Origin of the sequence: Microbacterium sp. P26, from assembly GCF_023712585.1 — a bacterium.
Classification (GTDB): Bacteria; Actinomycetota; Actinomycetes; order Actinomycetales; family Microbacteriaceae; genus Microbacterium; species Microbacterium algihabitans_A.
Genome location: NZ_JAMAXZ010000001.1, coordinates 40,727 through 63,136, shown reverse-complemented (window position 1 = coordinate 63,136; position 22,410 = coordinate 40,727). Strand labels below are relative to the sequence as shown.

The 22,410-nt window shown below is 71.2% G+C and carries 33 protein-coding genes; 18 read left to right on the top strand and 15 right to left on the bottom strand.

Annotated features, from left to right (window positions below; genetic code table 11):
• Nucleotide 1: 1 nt before the first annotated feature.
• The gene (locus M3667_RS00370) at nucleotides 2–370 is read right to left on the bottom strand and encodes a helix-turn-helix domain-containing protein (RefSeq protein ID WP_144827872.1); all 369 of its coding nucleotides are present in this window, start codon (nucleotides 368–370) and stop codon (nucleotides 2–4) included.
• A 93-nt stretch (nucleotides 371–463) separates the two neighbouring features.
• On the opposite strand from M3667_RS00370, the gene M3667_RS00365 reads away from it, so the two are divergent.
• On the top strand, nucleotides 464–1,324 hold the full coding sequence (locus M3667_RS00365) for an SDR family oxidoreductase (RefSeq protein WP_251503571.1): 861 nt from the start codon (nucleotides 464–466) through the stop codon (nucleotides 1,322–1,324).
• A gap of 71 nt (nucleotides 1,325–1,395) precedes the next feature.
• Here the strand turns inward: M3667_RS00365 and M3667_RS00360 are convergent, their stop codons facing one another.
• Nucleotides 1,396–1,764: a DUF2834 domain-containing protein gene (locus M3667_RS00360; protein WP_251503568.1), complete on the bottom strand. Its 369-nt coding sequence runs from the start codon at nucleotides 1,762–1,764 to the stop codon at nucleotides 1,396–1,398.
• A gap of 52 nt (nucleotides 1,765–1,816) precedes the next feature.
• On the opposite strand from M3667_RS00360, the gene M3667_RS00355 reads away from it, so the two are divergent.
• The 3 genes from M3667_RS00355 to M3667_RS00345 all read left to right on the top strand — a co-directional run bounded on the left by M3667_RS00355 (nucleotide 1,817) and on the right by M3667_RS00345 (nucleotide 3,814).
• Complete coding sequence (locus M3667_RS00355) at nucleotides 1,817–2,158, top strand: TraR/DksA C4-type zinc finger protein (protein WP_251503565.1); 342 nt, start codon at nucleotides 1,817–1,819, stop codon at nucleotides 2,156–2,158.
• Nucleotides 2,159–2,195: 37 nt separating this feature from the next.
• Nucleotides 2,196–2,411, top strand: a complete 216-nt coding sequence (locus tag M3667_RS00350) for an SCO4848 family membrane protein (RefSeq protein WP_251503562.1) — start codon at nucleotides 2,196–2,198, stop codon at nucleotides 2,409–2,411.
• 125 nt (nucleotides 2,412–2,536) lie between these two features.
• Complete coding sequence (locus M3667_RS00345) at nucleotides 2,537–3,814, top strand: MFS transporter (protein ID WP_251503559.1); 1,278 nt, start codon at nucleotides 2,537–2,539, stop codon at nucleotides 3,812–3,814.
• Here the strand turns inward: M3667_RS00345 and M3667_RS00340 are convergent.
• Together M3667_RS00340 and M3667_RS00335 are read right to left on the bottom strand one after the other, a co-directional pair.
• Complete coding sequence (locus M3667_RS00340) at nucleotides 3,786–4,517, bottom strand: membrane protein insertase YidC (RefSeq protein WP_251503556.1); 732 nt, start codon at nucleotides 4,515–4,517, stop codon at nucleotides 3,786–3,788. The two genes, M3667_RS00345 and M3667_RS00340, sit on opposite strands and share 29 nt — an antisense overlap.
• A gap of 115 nt (nucleotides 4,518–4,632) precedes the next feature.
• Nucleotides 4,633–4,911, bottom strand: a complete 279-nt coding sequence (locus tag M3667_RS00335; RefSeq protein ID WP_144827854.1) for a DUF6412 domain-containing protein — start codon at nucleotides 4,909–4,911, stop codon at nucleotides 4,633–4,635.
• A 64-nt stretch (nucleotides 4,912–4,975) separates the two neighbouring features.
• On the opposite strand from M3667_RS00335, the gene M3667_RS00330 reads away from it, so the two are divergent.
• Nucleotides 4,976–5,485, top strand: a complete 510-nt coding sequence (locus M3667_RS00330) for a glycine cleavage system protein R (protein ID WP_251503553.1) — start codon at nucleotides 4,976–4,978, stop codon at nucleotides 5,483–5,485.
• Nucleotides 5,486–5,524: 39 nt separating this feature from the next.
• Here the strand turns inward: M3667_RS00330 and M3667_RS00325 are convergent, their stop codons facing one another.
• Nucleotides 5,525–5,905, bottom strand: a complete 381-nt coding sequence (locus tag M3667_RS00325; protein WP_251503549.1) for a DUF3054 domain-containing protein — start codon at nucleotides 5,903–5,905, stop codon at nucleotides 5,525–5,527.
• 111 nt (nucleotides 5,906–6,016) lie between these two features.
• Here M3667_RS00325 and M3667_RS16925 point away from each other — a divergent pair, with 111 nt between their 5' ends.
• Nucleotides 6,017–6,442: a VanZ family protein gene (locus tag M3667_RS16925; protein ID WP_251503546.1), complete on the top strand. Its 426-nt coding sequence runs from the start codon at nucleotides 6,017–6,019 to the stop codon at nucleotides 6,440–6,442.
• Nucleotides 6,443–6,522: 80 nt separating this feature from the next.
• On the opposite strand, the gene M3667_RS00315 is transcribed toward M3667_RS16925, so the two are convergent.
• Both M3667_RS00315 and M3667_RS00310 read right to left on the bottom strand, forming a co-directional pair.
• Nucleotides 6,523–7,605: a HAMP domain-containing sensor histidine kinase gene (locus M3667_RS00315; protein ID WP_251503543.1), complete on the bottom strand. Its 1,083-nt coding sequence runs from the start codon at nucleotides 7,603–7,605 to the stop codon at nucleotides 6,523–6,525.
• Entirely contained in the window at nucleotides 7,598–8,266 is a 669-nt protein-coding gene (locus M3667_RS00310; protein WP_251503539.1) for a response regulator transcription factor, read from the bottom strand. Before M3667_RS00310 ends, M3667_RS00315 begins: the two co-directional genes overlap by 8 nt.
• Nucleotides 8,267–8,344: 78 nt before the next feature.
• On the opposite strand from M3667_RS00310, the gene M3667_RS00305 reads away from it, so the two are divergent.
• Both M3667_RS00305 and M3667_RS00300 read left to right on the top strand, forming a co-directional pair.
• A complete protein-coding gene (locus M3667_RS00305; RefSeq protein ID WP_251503537.1) occupies nucleotides 8,345–8,848 on the top strand; it encodes a metallophosphoesterase in 504 nt (167 codons plus the stop codon).
• A gap of 80 nt (nucleotides 8,849–8,928) precedes the next feature.
• Nucleotides 8,929–9,534, top strand: a complete 606-nt coding sequence (locus M3667_RS00300; RefSeq protein WP_251503535.1) for a M15 family metallopeptidase — start codon at nucleotides 8,929–8,931, stop codon at nucleotides 9,532–9,534.
• Between the two features lie 47 nt (nucleotides 9,535–9,581).
• Here the strand turns inward: M3667_RS00300 and M3667_RS00295 are convergent, their stop codons facing one another.
• The 3 genes from M3667_RS00295 to M3667_RS00285 form a co-directional block, all read right to left on the bottom strand.
• Entirely contained in the window at nucleotides 9,582–10,766 is a 1,185-nt protein-coding gene (locus tag M3667_RS00295; RefSeq protein WP_285837323.1) for an acyl-CoA desaturase, read from the bottom strand.
• 218 nt (nucleotides 10,767–10,984) lie between these two features.
• Nucleotides 10,985–11,188, bottom strand: a complete 204-nt coding sequence (locus M3667_RS00290) for a cold-shock protein (protein ID WP_094733682.1) — start codon at nucleotides 11,186–11,188, stop codon at nucleotides 10,985–10,987.
• 16 nt (nucleotides 11,189–11,204) lie between these two features.
• Nucleotides 11,205–11,528: a hypothetical protein gene (locus M3667_RS00285; RefSeq protein ID WP_251503529.1), complete on the bottom strand. Its 324-nt coding sequence runs from the start codon at nucleotides 11,526–11,528 to the stop codon at nucleotides 11,205–11,207.
• Between the two features lie 191 nt (nucleotides 11,529–11,719).
• Between M3667_RS00285 and M3667_RS00280 the strand changes: the two genes are divergently transcribed.
• Entirely contained in the window at nucleotides 11,720–12,058 is a 339-nt protein-coding gene (locus tag M3667_RS00280) for a biopolymer transporter Tol (RefSeq protein WP_251503526.1), read from the top strand.
• Between the two features lie 54 nt (nucleotides 12,059–12,112).
• Nucleotides 12,113–12,604, top strand: coding sequence for a pyridoxamine 5'-phosphate oxidase family protein (locus tag M3667_RS00275; RefSeq protein WP_251503523.1), 492 nt, complete (start codon nucleotides 12,113–12,115; stop codon nucleotides 12,602–12,604).
• 38 nt (nucleotides 12,605–12,642) lie between these two features.
• Here the strand turns inward: M3667_RS00275 and M3667_RS16655 are convergent, their stop codons facing one another.
• Nucleotides 12,643–12,774: a hypothetical protein gene (locus M3667_RS16655; protein ID WP_285837322.1), complete on the bottom strand. Its 132-nt coding sequence runs from the start codon at nucleotides 12,772–12,774 to the stop codon at nucleotides 12,643–12,645.
• A 111-nt stretch (nucleotides 12,775–12,885) separates the two neighbouring features.
• Here M3667_RS16655 and M3667_RS00270 point away from each other — a divergent pair, with 111 nt between their 5' ends.
• Together M3667_RS00270 and M3667_RS00265 are read left to right on the top strand one after the other, a co-directional pair.
• On the top strand, nucleotides 12,886–13,041 hold the full coding sequence (locus M3667_RS00270) for a DUF2256 domain-containing protein (protein ID WP_074694350.1): 156 nt from the start codon (nucleotides 12,886–12,888) through the stop codon (nucleotides 13,039–13,041).
• Nucleotides 13,038–14,477: a cryptochrome/photolyase family protein gene (locus M3667_RS00265; protein ID WP_251503520.1), complete on the top strand. Its 1,440-nt coding sequence runs from the start codon at nucleotides 13,038–13,040 to the stop codon at nucleotides 14,475–14,477. The genes M3667_RS00270 and M3667_RS00265 overlap by 4 nt, the downstream gene beginning before the upstream one ends.
• A gap of 125 nt (nucleotides 14,478–14,602) precedes the next feature.
• Here M3667_RS00265 and M3667_RS00260 read toward each other — a convergent pair whose 3' ends face one another.
• On the bottom strand, nucleotides 14,603–14,818 hold the full coding sequence (locus M3667_RS00260) for a DUF2945 domain-containing protein (RefSeq protein ID WP_058613150.1): 216 nt from the start codon (nucleotides 14,816–14,818) through the stop codon (nucleotides 14,603–14,605).
• Nucleotides 14,819–14,997: 179 nt separating this feature from the next.
• Between M3667_RS00260 and M3667_RS00255 the strand changes: the two genes are divergently transcribed.
• The 3 genes from M3667_RS00255 (at nucleotide 14,998) to M3667_RS00245 (ending at nucleotide 17,597) form a co-directional block, all read left to right on the top strand.
• Nucleotides 14,998–16,527 (top strand): catalase, encoded by a 1,530-nt coding sequence (locus M3667_RS00255; RefSeq protein WP_251503518.1) that lies wholly within the window; start codon nucleotides 14,998–15,000, stop codon nucleotides 16,525–16,527.
• A gap of 239 nt (nucleotides 16,528–16,766) precedes the next feature.
• A complete protein-coding gene (locus M3667_RS00250; RefSeq protein ID WP_251503515.1) occupies nucleotides 16,767–17,261 on the top strand; it encodes a VanZ family protein in 495 nt (164 codons plus the stop codon).
• Between the two features lie 81 nt (nucleotides 17,262–17,342).
• Nucleotides 17,343–17,597 carry a hypothetical protein gene (locus tag M3667_RS00245; RefSeq protein ID WP_251503512.1) on the top strand — a complete coding sequence of 85 codons (255 nt, stop codon included), beginning with the start codon at nucleotides 17,343–17,345 and terminating at the stop codon, nucleotides 17,595–17,597.
• A 211-nt stretch (nucleotides 17,598–17,808) separates the two neighbouring features.
• Here the strand turns inward: M3667_RS00245 and M3667_RS00240 are convergent, their stop codons facing one another.
• From M3667_RS00240 to M3667_RS00230, 3 genes are read right to left on the bottom strand one after another with little or no spacing between them, the layout of a single operon-like run.
• A complete protein-coding gene (locus M3667_RS00240; protein ID WP_251503508.1) occupies nucleotides 17,809–18,402 on the bottom strand; it encodes a hypothetical protein in 594 nt (197 codons plus the stop codon).
• A gap of 7 nt (nucleotides 18,403–18,409) precedes the next feature.
• Complete coding sequence (locus tag M3667_RS00235) at nucleotides 18,410–19,243, bottom strand: endonuclease/exonuclease/phosphatase family protein (RefSeq protein WP_251503505.1); 834 nt, start codon at nucleotides 19,241–19,243, stop codon at nucleotides 18,410–18,412.
• On the bottom strand, nucleotides 19,240–20,007 hold the full coding sequence (locus M3667_RS00230) for a glycosyltransferase family A protein (RefSeq protein ID WP_251503501.1): 768 nt from the start codon (nucleotides 20,005–20,007) through the stop codon (nucleotides 19,240–19,242). The genes M3667_RS00235 and M3667_RS00230 overlap by 4 nt, the downstream gene beginning before the upstream one ends.
• 116 nt (nucleotides 20,008–20,123) lie before the next feature.
• Between M3667_RS00230 and M3667_RS00225 the strand changes: the two genes are divergently transcribed.
• Genes M3667_RS00225 through M3667_RS00215 form a run of 3 tightly spaced genes read left to right on the top strand, consistent with a single transcriptional unit; the run spans nucleotide 20,124 to nucleotide 22,348 of the window.
• Nucleotides 20,124–20,861, top strand: coding sequence for a sulfurtransferase (locus M3667_RS00225; protein ID WP_251503498.1), 738 nt, complete (start codon nucleotides 20,124–20,126; stop codon nucleotides 20,859–20,861).
• Nucleotide 20,862: 1 nt separating this feature from the next.
• Nucleotides 20,863–21,813 carry a dipeptidase gene (locus M3667_RS00220; RefSeq protein WP_251503495.1) on the top strand — a complete coding sequence of 317 codons (951 nt, stop codon included), beginning with the start codon at nucleotides 20,863–20,865 and terminating at the stop codon, nucleotides 21,811–21,813.
• A gap of 34 nt (nucleotides 21,814–21,847) precedes the next feature.
• Complete coding sequence (locus M3667_RS00215; RefSeq protein WP_251503492.1) at nucleotides 21,848–22,348, top strand: GNAT family N-acetyltransferase; 501 nt, start codon at nucleotides 21,848–21,850, stop codon at nucleotides 22,346–22,348.
• Nucleotides 22,349–22,410: the final 62 nt, after the last annotated feature.

Genomic DNA, 22,410 nt, shown 5'->3' with positions numbered 1-22,410 from the left:
GTCAACTCCGTCGCGCGACGATGTCGTCGGCGTTGTCGGCGACCCACTCCATGAGCGGGATGACGCGGGTCATGAGGTCGCGACCGCGGTCGGTGAGCGCGTACTCGACGCGCGGTGGCACCTCGGGGTAGGCGGTGCGCGCGACCAGCCCGTCGGCCTCGAGCGTCTTGAGGGTGCTCGCCAGCATCTTCTCGCTGATCCCGGCGATATTGCGCCGGAGGGCTCCCCACCGCTGCGTCCCGTCGGACAGGGCGACGAGCACGAGGATGCCCCACTTGCCCATCACGTGATCGAGCACCGTGCGAGTGGGGCACCCGTCGGCGAAGATCTCGGGGTTGCGTCCCCGCAGGTCACTAAGACTGACGCTCATGTAAGTACCTAACCAGAAAGTGGGTACCGGCATTCCGGAATGCGCTCCCGCACGGGCGGTTGCACCGGGGGAACCCGTCGAAAGGACCTCCCCATGACCATTCTCGTCACCGCCGCCACCGGCCACCTCGGCCGCCTCGTCGTCGACGCCCTGCGCGAGCGCGGCGTCGCGGCATCCGACATCGTCGCCGGCGTCCGCACGCCCGCCAAGGCCGCCGACCTCGCCGACAGCGGGGTGAACGTGGTCGAGCTCGACTACGCCCGCCCCGAGACCCTCGCTCCCGCCCTCGAGAGCGTCACGCGCGTTCTGCTCATCTCGGGCACCGACGCCGACCGCGTCTCGGGCCACCGCAACGTCGTCGACGCCGCCCGCGCGGCCGGCATCGAGCGTCTCGTGTACACCAGCGCCCCGCGCGTCGACGAGGTGGACTACGGCCTCGGCGCCGACCACAAGGCCACCGAGCAGGCGATCGCCGCCTCGGGCGTGAGCGCCACGATCCTGCGCAACAACTGGTACACCGAGAACTACCTCGACTCGGTGGCGCGCGCGGCCGACACCGGCGAGATCGTCGCCGCCGTGGGCGACGCGCGGGTGGCGAGCGCCAGCCGTCGCGACTACGCCGAGGCGGCCGCCGTCGCGCTGACCACCGACGACCTGGCGGGGCAGACGATCGAGATCGGCGGAGACGTCGCGTGGACGTATGACGAGCTTGCGGCCGCCGCCAGCGAGGTGCTCGGTCGCCCGGTCACCTACACGCCCATCTCGCTCGAGCAACTCACCGCCGGGCTCGAGGCCGCGGGGCTGGATGTCGGGACGGCAGCGTTCGTCGCGGGCATCGACGACGCGATCGCACGCGGTGCGCTGTCGCAGACCGACGGGTCGCTCGCCCGCCTCATCGGCCGCCCGACGACTCCGCTGGTCGAGGGACTGCGCTCGGGTCTCGCCTCGCGCTGAGCCCGACCCCCGCGCGTGAGAGGTCGTCTTCTGTCGCTTGCAGTCCCGCTGAGGCGACAAGAAGTGACCTCTCACGCGGGGTGGGTGGGGGAGTCGGGTGCGGACCGCCGTGCGGTCAGCCTGCGCTGGCGCATCGCGAGGAACAGCGGGAACGTGAACGCGAACGCCGTGATCCCCGACAGCACGATGTACAGCCACGCGAAGCGCATGCCGAGTCGTCGCGCCTCGACGATGATGAACACGCTGCCGGCGATCGCGACGACCAGCAGGTCGACGGTGATCGACGACACCGCCGGTCCGCTCGTGACGAGGTCTCCGATGAAGTCGCGCATCTGCACGATCGCGAAGGCGTTGAAGGTCCAGGTGCCGATGAGTCCCGCGATCGCGAGGGCGAGGAACACCACAGCGGTCGGGGTCCAGTGTCGTCGAAGCTCGCTCATGAGCCGATCCTGCCGTAGTGCCGGTGTCGGTGGTGGGGGCTAGCGTCGAAGGATGGATGCCGTGACCGCGGGGCGCATGCTCGACCACCTCGAGCGCGAGGTGGAACACCGTCTCGAACGGCTGCACGACGACGAGGAGAGCCTCCGCCACGACCGCGCCGACGGCACCGCCGACGACGAACACGACCCCGAGGGCTCGACGTTGTCGGGGGAGTGGGCGCAGGTCGACGCGCTGCGACGAGGAGCCGAGGCCGAGCGGGCCGAGATCCGCGCGGCGCGCGAGCGCGTGGCATCCGGAACTTTCGGGGTGTGCGAGGTGTGCGGTCGGCCGATCGCCGACGCCCGGCTCGAGGTGCGCCCGTTCGCGCGCCGGTGCATCACGTGTGCCGCGTGACGACCGGCCGAGAGGCACCCGCGCGTAGGCTCGACGCGTGGAACCCCTGCTGATCGTGCTGCTCTTCGCCAACGCCGTGTTCAACGCCGTCGTCTGGCCCCGCTTCTACCCGCGCATCGCGAAAGACCCGCGCGCGCGGGACGCCGCCGGAAAGCCGACGCCGTTCTTGATCGTGCACACGGTGCTCATCGCCCTCGCGCTGGTACTGGCCCTGGCATCCGTCATCGCGGCGATCGCCGCCCTCGTGAGCTGAGCCTCCCGGGCGCTCCCCAGCGCCCCGCGGTAGAATCGTCGAGCGGGTTCGCCCGCCGCACGCTGTGCAACTACCTACCGGACCCGGCAAGGCGGCACGTTCCATCGCCTCCGAGAGACCGCTCCATGTCTGCGCCCGCACGCCCGCCCGCCTCCCCGGCCGTCGCCCACCGCTCCCTGATCCACCACACGGGGTTCTGGTACTTCCCCGTCGCCTTCATCGCCCGTCTGCCGTTCGCGATGATGACGGTGGGGGTGCTGGCCATCGTCGTCGCCGAGCGCGGTTCGGTCGCCCTCGGCGGCCTGACGTCGGCCGCCGTCGGCCTCGGCGTCGTCGTTGCGGGCCCCGTGCTCGGCGACCTCGCCGACCGCTTCGGGCAGCGGCGCGTGCTCGTGCCGGTGGGCCTGGCGAACGGCATCCTGCTCGCGCTCTTCCCCCTCGTCGTGCAGGCCGCGACCTCCGAAGCGCTGCTGCTGGGGGCGGCCGCCGCGATCGGCCTCACCGGCCCGCAGACGGCGGCGATGTCGCGCAGTCGCGTCATGGCCCTCATCGGCGATCGCGTGCACCCGACGCGTCGCGAGCGCACCTTCTCGCGGGCGATGGCGTACGAGTCGGCGGCGGACGAGACGGCCTTCGTGATCGGCCCGTTCGTGGTCGGTGTGCTGGCGGCGCTCATCGCCCCGTGGGCTCCCATCGCGGGCGCCGCGGTGTTGAGCTTCGTGTTCGTCACCGCCTTCGCGCTGCACCCCACCGGGCGAGCGGTTCCGGAGCGATCGGAGCGCACCGCGATGGCGCCGTTCCGCGAGCTGCTGCACCCGCGCATGCTCGTGCTGGTGGCCGCCGTCTTCGGTGTCGGGCTGTTCTTCGGGTCGACCCTCACCTCGCTGACCGCGTTCATGGAGGCGCAGGGCGCTCCCGAGGCCGGCGCGCTGCTGTACGGCGTCATGGGTGTCGGCTCGGCCGTGCTGGCCCTCGCCGTCGCGGTGATCCCCGAGCGGTTCACCCTGCGCTGGCGCCTCGTCGTGTTCGCCGTGATCCTCACCGCGTCGGCGGGGGCGTATTCGGTCGGCGGATCGATGCCGACGGTGACGCTGGTGCTGTGCCTGACGGGCATCGGCGTCGGCCCCTCGCTCGTGACGCTGTTCAGCCTCGCCGGGCACCGCGCTCCGCGCGGGCGCACCGCCTCGACGATGACGATCCTCGCGTCGGCCCTCACCCTCGCCCAGGCGCTGTCGTCGGCGGTCACCGGAGCGGTCGCCGAGAACGACTCGGTCGAGACCGCGCTGCTCTTCCCGGCCGCGGCTGCGCTGCTGGTGCTCGCGATGGCCGCGGTGAACGCGTCGTGGTCGAAGCGGTGGGACGCCCGCTCGGCGCTCACACCGGCAGCGGGTAGCGCCGCCTGAGCACCACCCGCTGCACGAGGGTCCACACCGTGGTCACGGTGAGGTAGAGGGCGGCGGCGAGAGGCACGAACAGCGCCACCACCGCCGTCGTGAACTGCAGCGCGCCGAAGAGGGGCGTCGTCCACGCGGGGGCGGCCGGGTCGACCGCCGGTCGCAGCAGACGACGGGTCAGCTCGGCGGTGGCGACGATGACGGCCACCAGCACCGCGAAGACCGCCAGGGTGCCGGCATCCGCGGTCCCCGTCGTGACGGCGGCCACGAGGCTCCGCCCGAGCGGTGCGCCCAGCAGATCGTGCGCGAGCAGGGCGTTGGCCTGGCCGCCCACGGTCGGGTGCAGGAAGACGGCGTAGAGCAGCCCCACCACGGGGGCCTGGGCCAGCAGGGGCAGGCATCCCGCCACCGGCGAGGCACCCTCATCGCGGTACAGCTGCATCGTCTCGCGCTGCAGACGTTCGGTGTTGCCCTTCCACCGCTGCTGCAGGGCGCGCAGGCGCGGGGCGAGACGGGCACGCGTCTGCTCGGCGCGGGCCTGCGAGACCCCGACCGGGATCAACGCGAGGCGGACGAGCAGCGTCACGACGACCACCGCCACGGCGGCGGCCGCCCCCGCGGTGACGGGTTCGAGGGCGGTGGTGAGGGCGAGCAGGGCTCGGGTGGTCAGGTCGAGGAGAAGGGCGAGGGGAGGGAAGGCGAAGAGGTCCAACGGGGCGTCCAATCGGTGCGGCGATCACGGCAGGACCGGTCGCCCGCGCGAGCGCGCACGAACGACCGGTGGTCGCGTGAGGGCACCGGATGCCGCGAGGGCGGCGGACGGCGGGCTACGCGACCGGGATCGCGAGCCCCGGAGCGCGCGGGCGCGGGTGCCCCGCGGCATCCGGATCGCTCTGCGCCACCAGCGCGGAGGGGTCGATCGGACGCGGCGAGGGCCGAGGGGCGGATGCCACGAGGCCGGGCACGACGAGCAGCACGACCGCGACGGTGACGACGACCGCGGCGGCCAGCACGACCGCCAGCAGCGGGGCGTCGGAACCGGGGGTGAGCGACAGCTCGGCGAACGCGAGCAGGAGGTTGATCGTCGCGATGATCGACGCGATCATGCGGTCACCTCCTGTCGGATCGGAAACCTCACGGTATCAGCGCGGCCGTGGGTACGCTGTCGCCATGACCACCCTCGTCCTCACCGTCGTCGGCGACGACCGCGCGGGCCTCGTGTCCGCGGTCGCCGACATCGTCGACGCCCACGGCGGCAACTGGGAGAACAGCGAACTCGCCGAACTGGCGGGAGCGTTCGCCGGCATCGTCGAGGTGTCGGTGACGCCTGAGCGCGCCGACGACCTGCGCGCCGCCCTCGAGGGGCTCGCGGGCACCCTCACCGTCACGGTGCACGCGGGCAGCGGTTCGCTCACCGAGGCGCCGCGCTCGGTCACCTTCGACGTGGTCGGCAACGACCGCCCGGGCATCGTCCGCGAGGTGTCGGCGGCGCTCAGCGCGCACGGGGCGAGCATCGAGCGCATGTCGACGCAGACGACGGATGCCGCGATGGCCGGCGGGCGCCTGTTCGAGGCGTCGATCACGGCGACGGTGGCCGCCGATGTCGAGGTCGACGACCTGGTGGCCGAGCTCGAGCGCCTCGCGACCGAGATCCAGGTCGACGTCACGCTCGCGGACTGAGACGCTCCGCAGGCGAGCGGTCGGGGCTCGGGGCGTGTCTCAGACCCGCCGCCGCGTCGCGAGACGCGCGATGCCGCGCCACCCGACCAGGAACACCGCGAGGGTGATCGTCGCGACGATGATGAACGCCACCGCCACGCCCTGACCGCTGAGCGCACGCAGCACCATGCCGAGCGCGACGGTGATCGCCCACACCGGCAGACCCGCGCGCACCACGGCCGTCGGCCGACGCCACGCGCGCGTGACCGCCCACCCGATCAGCAGCGCCGCGACGAAGGGCCACGCGGTGGTGGCGAGACCGGAGCCGAACGGGCCCAGCACGTCGCCGTCGTGGGTCGCCCGCCCGATCGCCGCGAAGACGACGACCAGCACGACGTCGAGGAACAGGGCGAGGGCGGGGGCGCGGCGCGATGAGGACACGCCTCCATTCTGCGCGCCCCGCGGCGACGTATCGTCCGTGTATCGCGGTCGCGAGACGTTGCGACAACAGGCGGGTCGGTGGGATGGGATCTCCGCACCCTGGAGGTCACCGTGACCGATCGATCCGCTTCCGTCTTCTCCGCCCCGCGCCTGCTGGTCGCCGGCGCCGTGCTGGCCGCCGTGGCCGCCCTGACTCTCGCTCCGCGCACGATCGCGTGGCCGGCGCGGACGCTCGTGCTCGGCGCCCTCGATCATCTCCCGCCGTGGGGGAGCGCCGTGCTGTTCGGTGCGGGCGCCGACGTGGCGCTCAACGTCCTGTTCTTCGTCCCGCTGGGCGCCGCCGTCGCCCTGCTCCTGCCGATGCGGTGGGCGCCGGCATCCGTTCTCGGGGGAGCCGCCGTGTCGCTCACCGTCGAGATCGCGCAGACGCTGATCCCGGGTCGGGTTCCGGATGCCGACGACGTGGCGTCCAACACCCTCGGCGCCCTGATCGGGACGGTCGTCGTGATCGTGGTCCGGCTGATCGCACGGCGCTGAGCCGCGCGTCGGCCTCGCGCCCGCTGCTCGGAGCGGGGCCGACGCGGGCGAGGGGGATCGCGCCGCCGCGCGGAGGGGTGTCAGCGCGGCAGGCGCAGGCGGGCGCGCAGCCCTCCACCGTCGCCGGGCCACAGCTCGAGGTGCCCGCCGTGCGCGCGGGCGATCGAGGCGACGATGGCGAGCCCGAGTCCCGTGCCGTCGGCGCGCCCGCGCGTGCGGCCCGCGCCCCGCACGAACGGCTCGGGCAGGGTGGCCACGAGCTCTCGCGAGAGCACCTCGCCCGAGTTGTCGACGTCGATGACCACCTTGTCGTCGCGTCCGGTCACGGCCACGCGCACCCACCCGCCGTCGATGTTGTGCACGAGCGCATTGCGCACGAGGTTCGCGACGGCCTGGCGCAGCAAGGTCTCGCCGACGCGCGCGACGCCGCCGGTGCCCGGGAGCACGGCGAGGTCGAGCCGCGCGGCGTCGGCGTCGGGGCGCGCCTCGTCGGCGACCGCGGCGATGACGGCGTCGACGTCGACCGGCTCGCGGGAGAGCTCGCCCGCGCGGCTCGCGCGCGCAAGGCCCAGAAGCGCTTCGGTCAGGCGGATCGCGCGTTCGTTGGTGAGATCGAGTCGGTGGATCAGGCGCCCGAGGTCGACGCCCTCCGGATCGGCCCGGGCCACCTCGAGCAGCGTGCGCATCGTCGCGTGCGGGGTGCGCAGTTCGTGCGAGGCATTGGCGGCGAACCGCTGCTGTTCGTCGAGGGTCAGCTCGACCCGCGCGAGCATCGCGTCGAAGGTGTCGGCGAGCTCGGTCAGCTCGTCACGACGCCCCGGCAGGTCGACGCGGCGGGCCAGGTCTCCGCCGCGCACGGCGCGCGCGGCATCGGTGATGCGGTGCAGGGGGCGCAGCATGAGTCCTGAGACGACCCACCCGCCGCCGAGGCCGATGACGGCGAGGGTGAGCACCGCATACCAGGCGTAACGGACGAAGACGTCCATCAGGTCGCCCCGACGGGGCGTGAACGTCCCGCTCTCGGAGTACAGGTTGCCGTCGGGAACGAACCGCAGCACGAGGAACCCGACGACGAACACCGCGATCCCCACGATCACGACGAACGCCGCGTAGCTCAGCGTGAGTTTCAGGCGGATCGAGAGCCCCGGGGCGCGCTCACGCATCGGCCGGCCCCATGCGGTAGCCCACTCCCGCGACCGTCTGAATCAGCCACGGCTCACCGAGACGCTTGCGCAAGGTCGAGATCGTGATGCGCACCGCGTTGGTGAAGGGGTCGGCGTTCTCGTCCCACGCGCGCTCGAGCAGGGTCTCGGCGCTGACGACCCCGCCACCCGCCCCCATGAGCACCAGCAGCACCGCGAACTGCTTGCGGGTGAGCGAGACGTATCTCCCGTCGCGGTAGACCTCGCGGCGGAAGGGATCGAGACGGATGCCGTGCTGCTCGAGAACCGGCGGGGTCGAGGCCGCGGGGCGGCGGGCGAGGGCGTGCAGGCGCATCACGAGCTCGCGCAGCACGAAGGGCTTGGTGAGGTAGTCGTCGGCGCCGCTCTCGAAACCGCTCGCCTTGTCGTCGAGGCGGTCGGCCGCGGTCAGCATGAGCACGCGCGGGGCGGCGGGCTGGGCGCTGAGGTGCCGGGCGATCTCGTCGCCGTTCGGCCCCGGGATGTCGCGATCGAGCACCACGACGTCGTAGGCGGTGTATCCCAGCAGCTCGAGCGCGGTGTCGCCGTCGCCGGCGATGTCGGCGGCGATCGCTTCGAGGCGGAGCCCGTCGCGGATCGCCTCGGCGAGGAAGGGTTCGTCCTCGACGATCAGCACGCGCATCCCGTCATCGTAGGCGGGGCGGCATATCGCCGACGTATGCCCGGCGCGCATCCCCACCCGCGTCGGTAGCGTGGAGACATGGCGACCAGACTGCTCCTCGTGGCCGACACGCACGTGCCGAAGCGGGCGCGCGTCCTTCCCGAGGCGGTCCGGCACGCGGCATCCGGAGTCGATCTCATCGTGCACGCGGGTGACTGGGTGCGCGCGAGCGTGCTCGACGAACTCGAAACGCTCGGCGCCGTGCTCGGGGTGTGGGGCAACAACGACGGCGACGATCTGCGTTCGCGCCTGCCCGAGGTCGCCCGCGCCGAGATCGACGGGGTGCGGCTGGCGGTCGTGCACGAGACGGGGGCGGCGACGGGACGTGAGAAGAGGATGGATGCCGCGTACCCCGACACCGACCTGCTCGTGTTCGGGCACAGTCACATCCCGTGGGACACCGTGACCCCGAACGGCCTGCGTCTTCTCAACCCCGGTTCGCCGACCGACCGACGACGGCAGCCGGCGTGCACGCTGATGACCGCGACGCTCGACGGCGGTGCGGTGCGCGACGTCGTGCTCCACGAGGTCTCGCGCGACTGAGAGCCGTCCCGACCGGGTTATCGCCGCCGTATCGTCGCGGCCATACGCCGTGGCAACGCGGCCCCCGCTCGACTGGGGTCATGGCTCCTTCGGCATCCCTCGTTTCTTCGCCCTCCCGTCGGCGACTCGCCCTGCTCGCGATCGCCGCAGCGATCGCCATCGCCCTGACCGTGCTGGCCGCCCTGCTCGCGGCGAGCACCTCCTCGTCGTTCGCGGCGGGGGTCGCCGCCCACGCCCCGTTCGCCCCCGCCGAAGCCGACGGCATGATCCCGGCCGAGTCGCCGCTCACGGTCGACGACGAGCGTCACCCGGCGATGACCGGACTCGACGGCGAGCTGCGCGAGGCACTGCGCTCCGCACAGGCGGCGGCCGCCGACGACGGGATCGTGTTCGACGTCACCAGCGGGTGGCGCAGCGCCGACTACCAGCGCTGGCTGCTCGGCGACGCGATCCGCACCTACGGCACCGAGGCGATCGCGCGGCAGTACGTCGCCTCACCCGAGGGCTCGAGCCATGTCACGGGCCACGCGGTCGACATCGGATCGCTCGACGCGCAGCTGTGGCTCATCGAACACGGCCGCGAATGGGGCCTGTGTCAGACCTACGCCAACGAGCGCTGGCACTTCGAGAAGGCGACGGATGCCGGGGGCGAGTGCCCCGAGCCGAGGGCCGACGCGCGGGGATGAAACGACGACGGCGCCGCCCCGTCCGGGTGCGGCGCCGTCGAACGATCTCACTCGACGTTCAGTTGCCGGGTGGGGGAGGTCAGCGGGCAATCGAACGGGTCGCGGGCGGCGAGGCCCACGCGGTTCAGGTACGCGATGACGATGCCGTACGACTGGAACAGGGTCGTCTCGACGTAGGGGACGTTCAGCGTCGCGCACTGCTCCCGGACGATCGCGCGCGCCTTGCTGAGGTGCGGGCGCGGCATGTTCGGGAAGAGGTGGTGCTCGATCTGGTAGTTCAGACCACCCATGAGCCACGTGGCCCACCAGCCGCCGGAGACGTTGCGCGAGGTGCGCACCTGCTTGCTGAAGAAGTCGAGCTTGGCCCCGGGCTCGATGATCGGCATGCCCTTGTGGTTGGGAGCGAAGGACGCGCCCATGTAGATGCCGAAGACCGCGACCGAGACGCCGAAGAACGCGAACGCGAGACCCACGGGGAGGAAGACGAAGATCGGCGCGATGAAGAGCGCGTGACGCAGCGTCAGCAGCGCGATCTCGCCCCAGCGGCCCTTGACCTCGCCGCGCGAGAACAGGTGGCGGAACGCGAGGACGTAGAGGTTGATGCCCTCGAACGCCAGCAGGGGGAAGAACAGGTAGCCCTGGCGCTGGGTGATCCAGCGCTGGACGCCGCGGGCCTTGGCCGCGTCGACGTCGAGGAACGAGATCGTGTCGATCTCGATGTCGGGGTCTTTGTCGACGCGGTTGGGGTTGGCGTGGTGACGCGTGTGCTTCGACGCCCACCACGAGCGGCTCATGCCGACGATGCCGTTGCCGATGAGCAGTCCGAGTCGGTCGTTGGCCGGGCCGGAAGCGAAGATCTGGCGGTGCGCGGCCTCATGGGCGAGGAAGGCGACCTGCGTGAACAGGATGCCGAGCACTGCGGCGACGATCAGCTGGAACCAGCTGTCGCCGAGGAGGATGAACGCGGTCACGCACCCGGCGAAGCCGAGCACGATCGCTCCGGCGACGACGGAGTAGAAGACCGGCGTTCGCACGAGGAGTCCGCTTTCACGCACGACCTGAGACAGCTCTGTGTAGGCCTTGGTGAGCGGGGGGAATTCCTTGGTGCCGGAATAGGTCTGACGAACGGGGCCGAGGCGGGACTCGACGACGGGGGAAGCGATCAGCTGCTCCTCGGGTGTGAATGGCCGGAGGCCTCGAGCCGGGGCGGCTACCCGGGCTGGGGCCCACATTATCGGGCGATGTATGGAGGGCTCGGCATACGAGCACACGTCCAGGAGGCTCACGGGAAACGGAAACGCGAGCGTTCGTCCGCGACCGTGAAAACCCGCGGAAAGACGACGAAAGCCGGGGCGCCGCCGAAGCGACGCACCCGGCTTTCCTGCCTCGAACGGCGAAGGCCGGCGCGTCGCGTCAGCGACGCACCGGCCCTCGCGGTGCGGAGCGAAGCTCAGAGGGGGCGAATGTTCGCAGCCTGCATGCCCTTGGGGCCCTGCTCAGCGTCGAACTCGACCTTCTGGGCCTCTGCGAGCTCCTTGAAGCCGTTGCCCTGGATCGCGCTGAAGTGCGCGAAGAGGTCGGCCGAGCCGTCATCGGGAGCGATGAAGCCGTAGCCCTTTTCGGAGTTGAACCATTTCACGGTGCCAGTGGCCATCGTGTTCTTCCTTTATTCATGTTGGGCCGCAGACGCGGCCGTGGGCGCCGCTCCGACGCATGCGGAGCGGACGGGGACGCCGCAACACCGGGAAGGTGTCGCGTACGCGATGCCCGTCGACGGCGGCCTGAGCCGCCACGACGGACGCGTGGACGCCGAGATTTTCGCCGAGCGGACCTTGGGCTTCATAGCCCGAGGTAGCCGCGCCGACGAAACCGGCGTAGTCGGATCCGGCCATCGCGACGAACACGTCGAGATCGGCCTGGCGCCACGCGAGTGGCGAAGGGTGAAGCAGAGACACAGAAACTTTCCGCGAGTGCGATGCGGTGGCGGATGCCATCAAGCGGTGCACGCGATGATTGAGGGAGGGATTGCCTTCGTAAACGGCTCGGCGCCGTGCGCCCGGCATCTCAGCGATGAGGCGGGCGTCGATGAAGCAAGTCCCAGAACGAATAACCTCACCGTAGCACGGAAGTCTGCGAGACGCCCGGGTGATTTCGCAGGGGACGGTCGCTGCGCTGCACTGGGCACATGGCATCCGCAGACGACGACGACCGATGGCTGGTGATCGAAGGACGGCGGTGGCGTCGCACCGACCCCGCGCTGCCCGAGCAGATCGCCGAGCGCCTGCGGTCTCACCTGGGTCGCGCACGGTCGGCGGTGCGCACTGCGAAGAGGGCCGGCGACGATGAGGCGGTCGCCGCCGCGAGGCGCCGGGTGGGCCTGGCCAAGCACGGGCTGGGGGAGCGCGGGCCCCGATGGTGGGATGACGAGGTCACGGCGCGCGTGGGCCGCGCCGAAGAGGCACTCGACGAACTCGACACGATCGCGCCGCCGAGAGCAGACGACGACGACGGCGTCAACACGTAGCGCCGGACGCGAGGAGGCGGTGGGCTGAAGGTCCACGAAACGAGGGGGAGCCCCATGTCATCCACCGCCACCGAGCTCGAGACGCTCAACGATCTGCTCAAGAAGTTCCGCTTCGCCATGGTCACCACCCGCGCCGAAGACGGTGCGCTGCACGCGCACCCGCTGACCGTGCAGGAGAAGGAATCCGACGGCGACCTCTGGTTCATCGTCGGCACCCACGCCTCGGCGGTCAAACACGTGCGGCGCGACCCGAAGGTCGGGCTGTCGTTCAGCAGCGACGGCACGTGGCTCTCCCTCGCGGGAGAGGCCGAGGTGGTCGACGACCTCGCCAAGTTGAAGGACCTGTGGTCGACCACGGTCGAGGCATGGTTCCCCGACGGCCCCGAGTCGCCCGGGGTGACCCTGTTGAAGGTCTCGACCCTCACCGGCGAATACTGGGGGAGCGTCGGCGGACGCCTGGCCACCGCGATTGCCCTCGTGACCTCGAAGGTCACCGGCGACCGTCCGCGCGGCGGCGAGAAGCAGACCTTCGACCTGACCGACTGAGCACGGCGCGGACCTCGCGGCCGCGCCGTGCCGCGAGGTCATCCGCCCGAGGGGTTGTCGACGGGCGCGTCGTCGTCGTCGGTGGTGTCGGGGATGACGGGCGCATCGGCCGTCTCGAGCTCGTCGGGCTCGTCGGCGGTGTCGGTGCTGCGGTCGTGTGTGGTGTCCATGCCGACACCCGACCACGATCCGCCGCCTCCGCGGGCGGGCCTTGCGCGCACCCGTGTGCTGTGCAGCGCAAGCCCCCGGATGCCGGATGCCCGTTTTGCGACGATGACGGCATGTCACGACCCGAGGTCCGCTCCAAGCCCTGCGCCTACTGCGGACGGCCCTTCACCGACCGCAAGCGCTGGAGCGGACGCGACCAGTGGGACCAGGTGCTCTACTGCTCGCGGGGCTGCCGGGCGAACGCCGCGAAGCAGAGGCGGCACGCGTGAGGGCCGCACTGATCCTCGCGACGCAGCAGTTCGACGAGCACCCCGCGTACGCCGACGAGGGCATCGAGGAGTTCTTCTTCATCGAGTCGGCGCCCCGCTTCGCCAAGCTCCCGTACCACCGCCACAAGATCGTGCTGCTCGTCTCGGCGATGCGGCACACCGCCGCGCGCCTCGAGGCCGACGGCAAGACCGTTCGGCGGATCACCCTCGACGACGACCTCACCTTCAAGGCCGGGCTCGAGAAGCTCCTGAAGGCGCACCACGTCTCCGAGCTGACGTGGATGAGCGACCCCAACCGCCCCGTCGACGAGCGCATCGCGCGCATCTGCCAGGCACACGACGTCGAGACCGACGTGCTCTCGGACGGGTTGTTCCTGACTCCCGAAGACGACGTCGACGCCTGGTTCTCGGAGCACCCGACGCCGCTCATGGAGGACTTCTACCACTGGCAGCGCCGGCGCACCGGCATCCTGATGGACGGCGGCACGCCGGCGGGGCGTCGCTGGAACTTCGACGCCGACAACCGCAAGGCGCTGCCGAAGAAAGGGGTCGAGATCCCCCCACTGCCGCAGCTCGAGCACGACGAGATCACCCGCGCGGTGATCGCGGAGGTCGACGAGCGCTACCCCGAGCACCCCGGCAGCGCGGCCGACTTCTGGCTGCCCGTGACTCCCGCGGACTCCCGCGACTGGCTCGACGTGTTCGTCGCGGAGCGTCTGCACGACTTCGGCCGCTACGAAGACGCGATGAAGGCCGACGAGCCGTTCCTCTTCCACGCGATCATCTCGCCGATGCTCAACATCGGCCTGCTCACCGTCGAAGAAGTGGTCGCCGCAGCCACGCGGACCGACGCGCCCCTGGCATCCGTCGAGGGGTTCATCCGCCAGGTGATCGGGTGGCGCGAGTACATGCGCGGCATGTACCGGGCGCACCCGAAGCTCGAGCACGTCAACGCGCTGCACCTTGAGAAGAGGATCGAGAAGTACTGGTACTCCGGACAGCGGATGCCGAGTGACCTACCGATCCCCGTGCGCACGGTGCTCGAGCGCGTGCACGAGTGGGGCTATGCGCACCACATCGAACGCTTGATGGTGCTGGGAAACTGGTTCCTGCTGCAGGGCTACGCGCCGCGGCAGGTCAACGACTGGTTCCTCGCGCTGTTCGTCGACGCGTACGACTGGGTCATGGTGCCCAACGTCATGGGCATGAGTCAGTTCGCCGACGGCGGCTTCGTCGCGACCAAGCCGTACGTCTCGGGCGGTGCGTACCTGCAGAAGATGGGGTCGTGGTGGCCCTCCGCGCAGGAGGCCAAGGACTCGGTCTTCACCGACGCGTACTGGGGGTTCCTCGAACGGCACGAGGACGTGCTGGCCGGCAACCACCGGCTGAGCCTCGCGCTGGCGCAGATGCGCAAGCGGCGCGACGCGAAGGGGTAGCGCGCGAGGAGGTGGCTGAGCCTGTCGAAGTCACCGGTCCCGTGGTGGGTCCGGTCCCTTCGACAGGCTCAGGGACCTCGGTCGGGAGGCCCCGCGACCTGGATCGGGAGGCCCCGCGACCTGGGTCAGCTCTTCAGCTTGTTCAGCGCGGAGCCCTTGTGCGCGGCCGTCGAGCCCGACTTCTCCGACTTCACGATGTAGGCCGGGTCGTCGTCGGATGCCGTGAACTTCTGGCCGTCGTGCTGGAAGTCCTTCGTCTTCTTCTCCACGACCTCACCCTGGGTGCGGCCCTGAGGGGTGTCCCAGCTGACGCGGTCGCCCTTCGACAGATCCTTCGACATGACGCTTCCTTCCGTTGGTGTGCGCCCATGGTGTCGAGCGGTCGGAGCGGGCCTCGGGGGATTGACAGCCGCGCGACGCTACGTCGCCCGCGGGAGATCCGCAATGCCTCTCCGATGTCGGAAGTCGTGCGTAACGTCGAAGACGGGTCGCCGCCGCGGCCCGAGATGCGAGGAGAGCCATGACCGAGCCGACCACCCAGAACAACGGAGCGCCCGTCGCCAGTGACGAGCACTCGCAGAGCGTGGGGGCCGACGGCTCCATCGCGCTCACCGACCACTACCTGATCGAGAAGCTGGCCCAGTTCAACCGCGAGCGTGTGCCCGAGCGCGTCGTGCACGCCAAGGGCGGCGGGGCGTTCGGCACCTTCCGCACGACGGGCGACGTGTCGGCCTACACGCGCGCGGCGCTCTTCCAGCCCGGCGTCGAGACCGAGATGCTCGCGCGCTTCTCGTCGGTCGCCGGCGAGCAGGGCAGCCCCGACACCTGGCGCGACCCGCGCGGTTTCTCGCTGAAGTTCTACACGACCGAGGGCAACTACGACCTGGTCGGTAACAACACCCCCGTCTTCTTCGTGAAGGACGGCATCAAGTTCCCCGACTTCATCCGCTCGCAGAAGCGCCTGCCCGGCAGCCACCTGCGCGACAACACGATGCAGTGGGATTTCTGGACGCTGTCTCCCGAGAGCGCGCACCAGGTCACCTGGCTCATGGGCGACCGCGGCATACCGGCCTCGTGGCGGCACATGAACGGCTACGGCTCGCACACGTACCAGTGGATCAACGCCGAGGGCGAGCGGTTCTGGGTGAAGTACCACTTCCACACCGACCTCGGTCACAAGACGCTCACGCAAGACGAGGCCGACCAGATCGCGGGGCAGGACGCTGACTTCCACATCCGCGACCTGTACGCCGCGATCGAGCGCCAGGAGTTCCCCACGTGGACGCTCAAGGTGCAGATCATGCCCTACGACGACGCCAAGACGTACCGCTTCAACCCGTTCGACCTGACGAAGGTGTGGCCGCACAGCGACTACCCCGAGATCGAGGTCGGCACGATGGAGCTCAACCGCAACCCGGGCAACTACTTCGCCGAGATCGAGCAGGCGGCGTTCGAGCCGTCGAACTTCGTGCCCGGCATCGACGGCAGCCCCGACAAGATGCTGCAGGCCCGCATCTTCAGCTACGCCGACGCGCACCGCTACCGCGTGGGCACCAACTACCAGCAGCTGCCGGTCAACCGCCCGCACACCGAGGTGCACTCGTACTCGAAGGAGGGCGCGATGCGCTACGAGTACAACCCGCCCGAGGTGCCGGTCTACGCGCCGAACTCCGCCGGAGGCCCTGCGGCCGAGCCGCAGCGCGCCGGGCAGGGCGGCTGGCAGAGCGACGGCGAGCTCGTGCGCTCCGCCGCGACCCTGCACCCGGAAGACGACGACTGGGGTCAGGCCGGAACCCTCGTGCGCGAGGTGATGTCGGCCGAGCAGCGCGACCGCCTGGTCGAGACGATCACCGGCCACGTCGGGGGAGTGACCCGCGCCGACGTGCGCGACCGCGCCGTGCAGTACTGGAAGAACGTGGATGCCGAGATCGGCTCCCGCGTCGAGGCAGGGCTCCCGCCGCTCGAGGGGTCGACGGCTCCCGGCGAGCAGCTCAGCGAGCCGAACCCCGACGGCGACCTCGTGGGCCGCGACGTGGCGGGACGCGTCTGAGCTCCGCATGAAGGACCGGCGGCATCCGCGAGAGTGGGTGCCGCCGGTCTTCTTCCACGCCGGGTGCGCTCGTCGATGCCCTGCACAACGGGCGATCGCTGCGATGATGGGGGGCTGCGCGCTGTCGTCTCACCTCGACATCGCGAGCACCCCACCGACGCGAGTGTCGCCTCATCGGCTCGGACGCGCGCATGTCTCGTCGCCCCGCGGCATCCGTTCGATACACAGGAAGCACCCGTGTGATCGCCACCCTCCTGGTCGAGTACTCGCGCTTCGTTCCCCTGCTGTTCTGGGTCGCCGTCGTCGCGGCGGCCGTCGTCGCGTGGCTGTTGCACCGTCTCGACCTCCGCTCCGTGCTGTTCGTTCTGGCCGGGCTGTCGCTCGTCGCCGTGCTCGCCCTCACCCTGGTTCCCGAGAGCGAGCCCGCGCCGGGCGGGTGCACGGTGCAGTTCTCCGTGCCGTTCCAGGGGATCGACACCCTGGCCAACATCGCGATGACGGTTCCTCTCGCCCTCTTCTTCGGCGCGGCGACGCGGCATCCGCTGCTCGTCTTCGCCGGGGTGTCGGTGCTCTCGGCGGTCATCGAGACGGTGCAATCGCTCGCTCCCGTCATCGGCCGCCGGTGCGACACCGACGACTGGCTCATGAACACGATCGGTGCGGCGCTCGGGGCGAGGGCGGCGCTCATCATCCTTTGGATCGAACGTCGGCGGCGTGCGAAGGTCTCCGCGTAAACGGAGCGAGGCGTTTCGCGTCGCGGCCGAAACGGCATCCGGATGCCGAGGATCGGGACGACCGTCTGCGATGCTGCCGTCATGAGAGGACCTGTGTGGGGGATGGTGACGGCCAGCATCGGCGTGCTCATGATCGGGCTGCTCGTGGCGTGGGGCACGGCCTACGGCACGTGGCTCGATGAGATCGGCCCGTTCATCGACGACCCGGGCGCTGCCCCCGAGGCCCCGACGATCGTCCTCCCCGGTCTCGTGGGGCTTCTCGCCGTCGCGCTCGTCGTCGGCGGTGTCGTCATCGCGGCGACGACGGGACCGGAGCGCGGGACGCGCGGTCGCTGAGCCGTGCCGGCGCGGAGTCCCGGGGTCGCCGAGTCGCGGAGTCGCGTGCTCGCTGACTCACGCGCTCGCCGAGTCGCGTGCTCGCTCTCGGGCCGGCGAGACTGCAACTCGCTGACAAACCCGCGTCACCCTGCAACCGACTTGTCAGCGAGATGCAGTCTCGCGGTGAGGGGTGGGGCCGGGGAGCGCGCGTCGTGCGGCGGTCCGACGGCTACAGCGCCGCGCGGTCCGCGCGCGTCAGACGGAACCGGGATGCCACGAGGCCCAACAGCAGCGCGCCCGCACCTCCCGCGATCATGTCGCCGATCGTGTCGTCGTAGGTGACGAAGATCGCGTCGGTGATGAAGCGGTAGCCGAACCACTCGATCATCTCCCACACGGCGCTCAGGGCGAGGCCCGCCATCGTGGCGACGACGATGGGCGTGCGGCGGCGACCCGTCGGGTCGATCACGCGCGCGTCGTCGAGCAGCACCAGAGCGACGGCGGCGAGTACACCGGTGCAGACGGCGTGGACGATCAGGTCCCACCCGGTCCACGCGCGATACAGGTCGATGACGTTGCTGCCCGCCGCGACGAAGACCGTGGTGCACGTGACGAGGTCGAGTCCCGAGCGCAGGCCGATCATGCGCGAGAGCATCACCGCCGGCAGCGACATCGACAGCACGGCGAAGTCGGTGAACGGCAGGGTGAACAGCGACACGACGACGATCACGATCGCCACGGCGCGCACGACGTCGGCCAGCCAGTCGGTGACGCTGCGCGGCGGCCGCTTGAGGTTGGCGTACATCGCCCGGATCATCTGCATCCGCCCGTCATGGCGTCGCCACCGGATGGATGCGCACGACCGCCTGCACCGGCAGATGATCGCTGGGCCACTGCGTGCCGGTCGGGCGCGGGTCGATGCCGACCGCGCGGACTCCCACGTCGGGGGTCGCGAGCAGGGCGTCGATGCGGCGCGCGCCCACGCGCGGGCCGGCGTAGTTGTTGAAGGTGCCCCACTCCGCCGTGCGGCGGGCCGGCGCGTACGACCACGTGTCGACGAGCAGGCCGTCGGCGAACATGTCGGACAGCTCCGCCGAGCGAATGTGCGCGTTGACGTCGGCGGTGAACAGCAGCGGACGCGTGCGGGCGGCGACGAGGTCGTGCAGCCACGTCGCCGAGCGGCGACGGGCCCGGCGCGAGAACGCGTCGAAGTGCGTGTTGACGAACGTGAAGCGCGCGTCGGTCTCGCGGTCGCGCATCTGGGCGATCACGGCGATGCGCGGGATGGAGTTGCCCCATCCGGTGGATGCCGGGGTGTGCGGGGCGTCGGACAGTGCGACCTGCTCCCAGCTCTCGACCTCGAGGCGGTCGCGGTCGTAGAACAGGGGAGTGCCCTCGCCGTCGAGGCGCGGACCCCGGCCCAGCCCGACGCGACCGTAGTTCGACCCGAGCGCGGACTGCACCCACTGCGCCTGGTCGGGCATCGCCTCCTGCGTGCCGAGCAGGTGCGGGCGGTTGGCCTCGAGGAAGGTGCGCAGGCGCTGCTTGCGCAGGGGCCACCGGTCGGCGGGCGGCCAGGTGATGCGGTCGAACCGCCGACGGATGTTGAAGCTCATCACGTGCAGGTCGGGCGCGTCGACCTCGCCGAACAGCACGCCGGTCACGACCGCGCCCCCGCTCCGTCGCGGCGCTCGCGCGCGAGTCGCCACCAGCGCACGGGCGGCACGTCTCCCGGCCAGTGCGCGAACACGGTGCCGGCCCCGCGGCGGAAACACCGGACGAACCGGCCGGGCTCCACGGTGCGCGACGACACGCGCATGTGCTCGCCCGACACCCGGCGGATCCGATGGGCTCGGCCGAGGTGGTACGCCAGATCGAGGTCGTCGTGAAGTTCGGGGTCGAGATGCACGTCGCCGCGCACGGCCTCCCACGCGCTGCGGCGAAACGCCATGTTCGAGCCCCACAGCGGAACGTGCCCGAGCGCGGGGGTCGCGAACGCGGCATAGGTGCCGAGGAACGCCCGCGCCAGGCCGACACGGCCCCGCGCAGGACCGTCGTGGAACACGGCGCCGCCGGTCACGGCATCCGTCTCGGGATCGGCGAGGGCGTCGACCATCGACCGCACCCACTCGGGGGAGGGGAGGCTGTCGGCGTCGAGTCGCAGGATCAGGTCGCCGCGCGCGGCGTCGTAGCCGGCGGCCGCGGCGGCGGGGATGCCGCGCTCGCCGCAGAAGACGACGCGTGCCCCGGCCGCGCGGGCGATCGCGGCGCTGTCATCGCTCGAGTCGTTGTCGACCACGACGATCTCGGTGGGGGCGAGGGTCTGCGCGGCGAGAGCGCGCAGGCAACGCCAGAGGTGCGGGCCGTCGTTTCGCACGGGGATGACGACGGAGACGGTGGCCGAGGCGGGTGCGGCGGGGGTGGGCACAGCGGGGGTCCTCCCGGGGACGAGTGCTTTCACGCTAGGCGATGCGCGCGCCGCGTTTCCCGGCTTGACGCCTGCGCCGTCGGCTGACACCGCTCGGTTTTCGTATCGTGGAGGTCATGGCATCCGTCCTCAACGTCTCGGCGTACCTGTTCACGCGCATCGACGACCCGGCCGCCCTGCGGGTCGTGCTGCGCGAGCGGGCGGGCGCCGCGGGGCTGCGCGGGACGATCCTGCTGGCCGAGGAGGGCATCAACCTCTTCCTCGCGTGCGACCCCGCCGCGGTGCGCGGCTTCGTCGACGCCCTGCGCGCCGACGAGCGTTTCGCCGCCCTGCAGACGAAGGAGAGCTGGTCGGATGCCGTGCCCTTCGGCAAGCTGCTCGTGAAGGTGAAGCGCGAGATCATCCGCATGGACCGGCCCGAGGTGCGCCCCCAGGACGGCCGCGCGCCCGCCGTCACCCCCGACACCCTGCGCCGCTGGCTCGATTCGGGCGTCGACGACGCGGGTCGCGAGGTCGTGCTCGTCGACACCCGCAACGCCTTTGAGGTCGGCTACGGCACCTTCGCGGGCGCGAAGAATTGGCGCATCGAGAGGTTCACGCAGTTCCCGGATGCCGCGGACTCCCACCGCGACGAGCTCGAGGGAAAGACCGTGGTGAGCTTCTGCACCGGCGGCATCCGCTGCGAGAAGGCGGCACTGTACCTGCGCGACGAGGGCGTCGAGGCGTACCAGCTCGAGGGCGGGATCCTCGGGTGGTTCGCCGCGCAGGGCGGCGCGCACTGGGACGGCGACCTGTTCGTGTTCGACGAGCGCGAGGCTCTCGACGCGGAGCTCGCCGCACGGGCCGGGGCCTGACGTGCTCTGGGACCAGCACGCGTGCGCCGAGCTCGTCGAGACCGCCGACCTCCGCGAACTGCACCGCTACCGTCCGGCCGGGGGTGGGCTCGTTTCGCTCAACGTCGGCTTCGCCCCGCACGGGCCCGAGGTCGCGGCATCCGTCCTGCGCTCCTTCCGCGCCCAGGTCGAGACGATCGAGGGGCTCGCGCTCGCGGCATCCGTCGACGCCGTCGACCGGATCGCGGCGGCCGGAGACACCGCCGTCGTGTTCGACCTCGAAGACATCGCCCCTCTCGGCGGCGACCTCGACGCCGTCGCCCGGCTCGTCGCGCAGGGCGTGCGCACCCTCGGGCCGGTGTACAACCACGCCAACGCCGCGGGCGGCGGATGCCTCGACCCCGTCGATGAGGGACTCACCGCGTGGGGCCGCGCCCTCGTCGCCGAGATGAACGCGCGTGGCATGGTGCCCGACGGCTCGCACGTGGGAGCCCGCACCACCTTCGACATGTGCGCGGCCTCGACCCGGCCGGTCGTGTTCAGCCACTCGAACCTGCGCGCGGTGTGGGATCACCCCCGCAACATCACCGACGACCAGGCCCGCGCCGTCGCCGACACCGGGGGAGTGGTCGGCATCACCGGTGTGGGGATCTTCCTTGGGCCGAACACCCCGACGCTCGAGGCGATGGTGCGCCACATCGAACACGCGGTCGAGGTCGTCGGCATCCGTCACGTGGGGGTCAGCACCGACTTCTCGTTCGACTGGGAGACGTTCCGCATCGCCCTGGCCGACACCCCGGCGCTCTACGACGCCAGCTACACCGCGTGGGGGCCCGTGGAATGGATGCCGCCCGAGACCTTCATCGGCATCGGAGCGGCGCTCGCCGCGCGCGGGTGGAACGACTCCGACATCACGGCGGTGACCGGCGGCAACTTCCGCCGCGTCGCGCGAGAGAGCTGGGAGGCTCTCTGATGACCCATACCCCGACGCACGAGGAGTGCCGAGCATGACCGAACTCCGCGACGGCGCCCTGCTGCGCCCCGCCCGCCCCGGCGACGAAGAGGGCATCCTGGCGTGCATCCAGGCGCTCGCCGATTACGAACGCGAGCCGGATGCCGTGGACAACACCACCGCGATGCTCACCGACACGCTGTTCGGCGACGACCCCCGCGCGTTCGCCTTCGTGGTGGAGGGCCCCGAGGGCGGCATCCGGGCGATCGCGATCTGGTTCCTCACCTACTCGACGTGGACCGGGCGCCACGGCATCTGGCTGGAAGACCTGTACGTGCACGAGCAGTACCGTGCGAACGGCTACGGCGTGGCCCTGCTCGCCGCGCTCGCCGCCGAGTGCCTCGACGAGGGCTACTCGCGCCTCGAGTGGACGGTGCTCGACTGGAACGAGCCCGCGATCGGCTTCTACCGCGCGCTCGGCGCCGAGGCGATGGAGGAGTGGACGACCCGGCGGGTGACAGGCGACGCGCTGACCGCGCTGGCGGCGCGGGGGTAGGGCGGGGTCGCGTCCCGCCGGGCACCGGCAGCGCGGGGCCGCGGTCCCGCCCGGTACCGGTA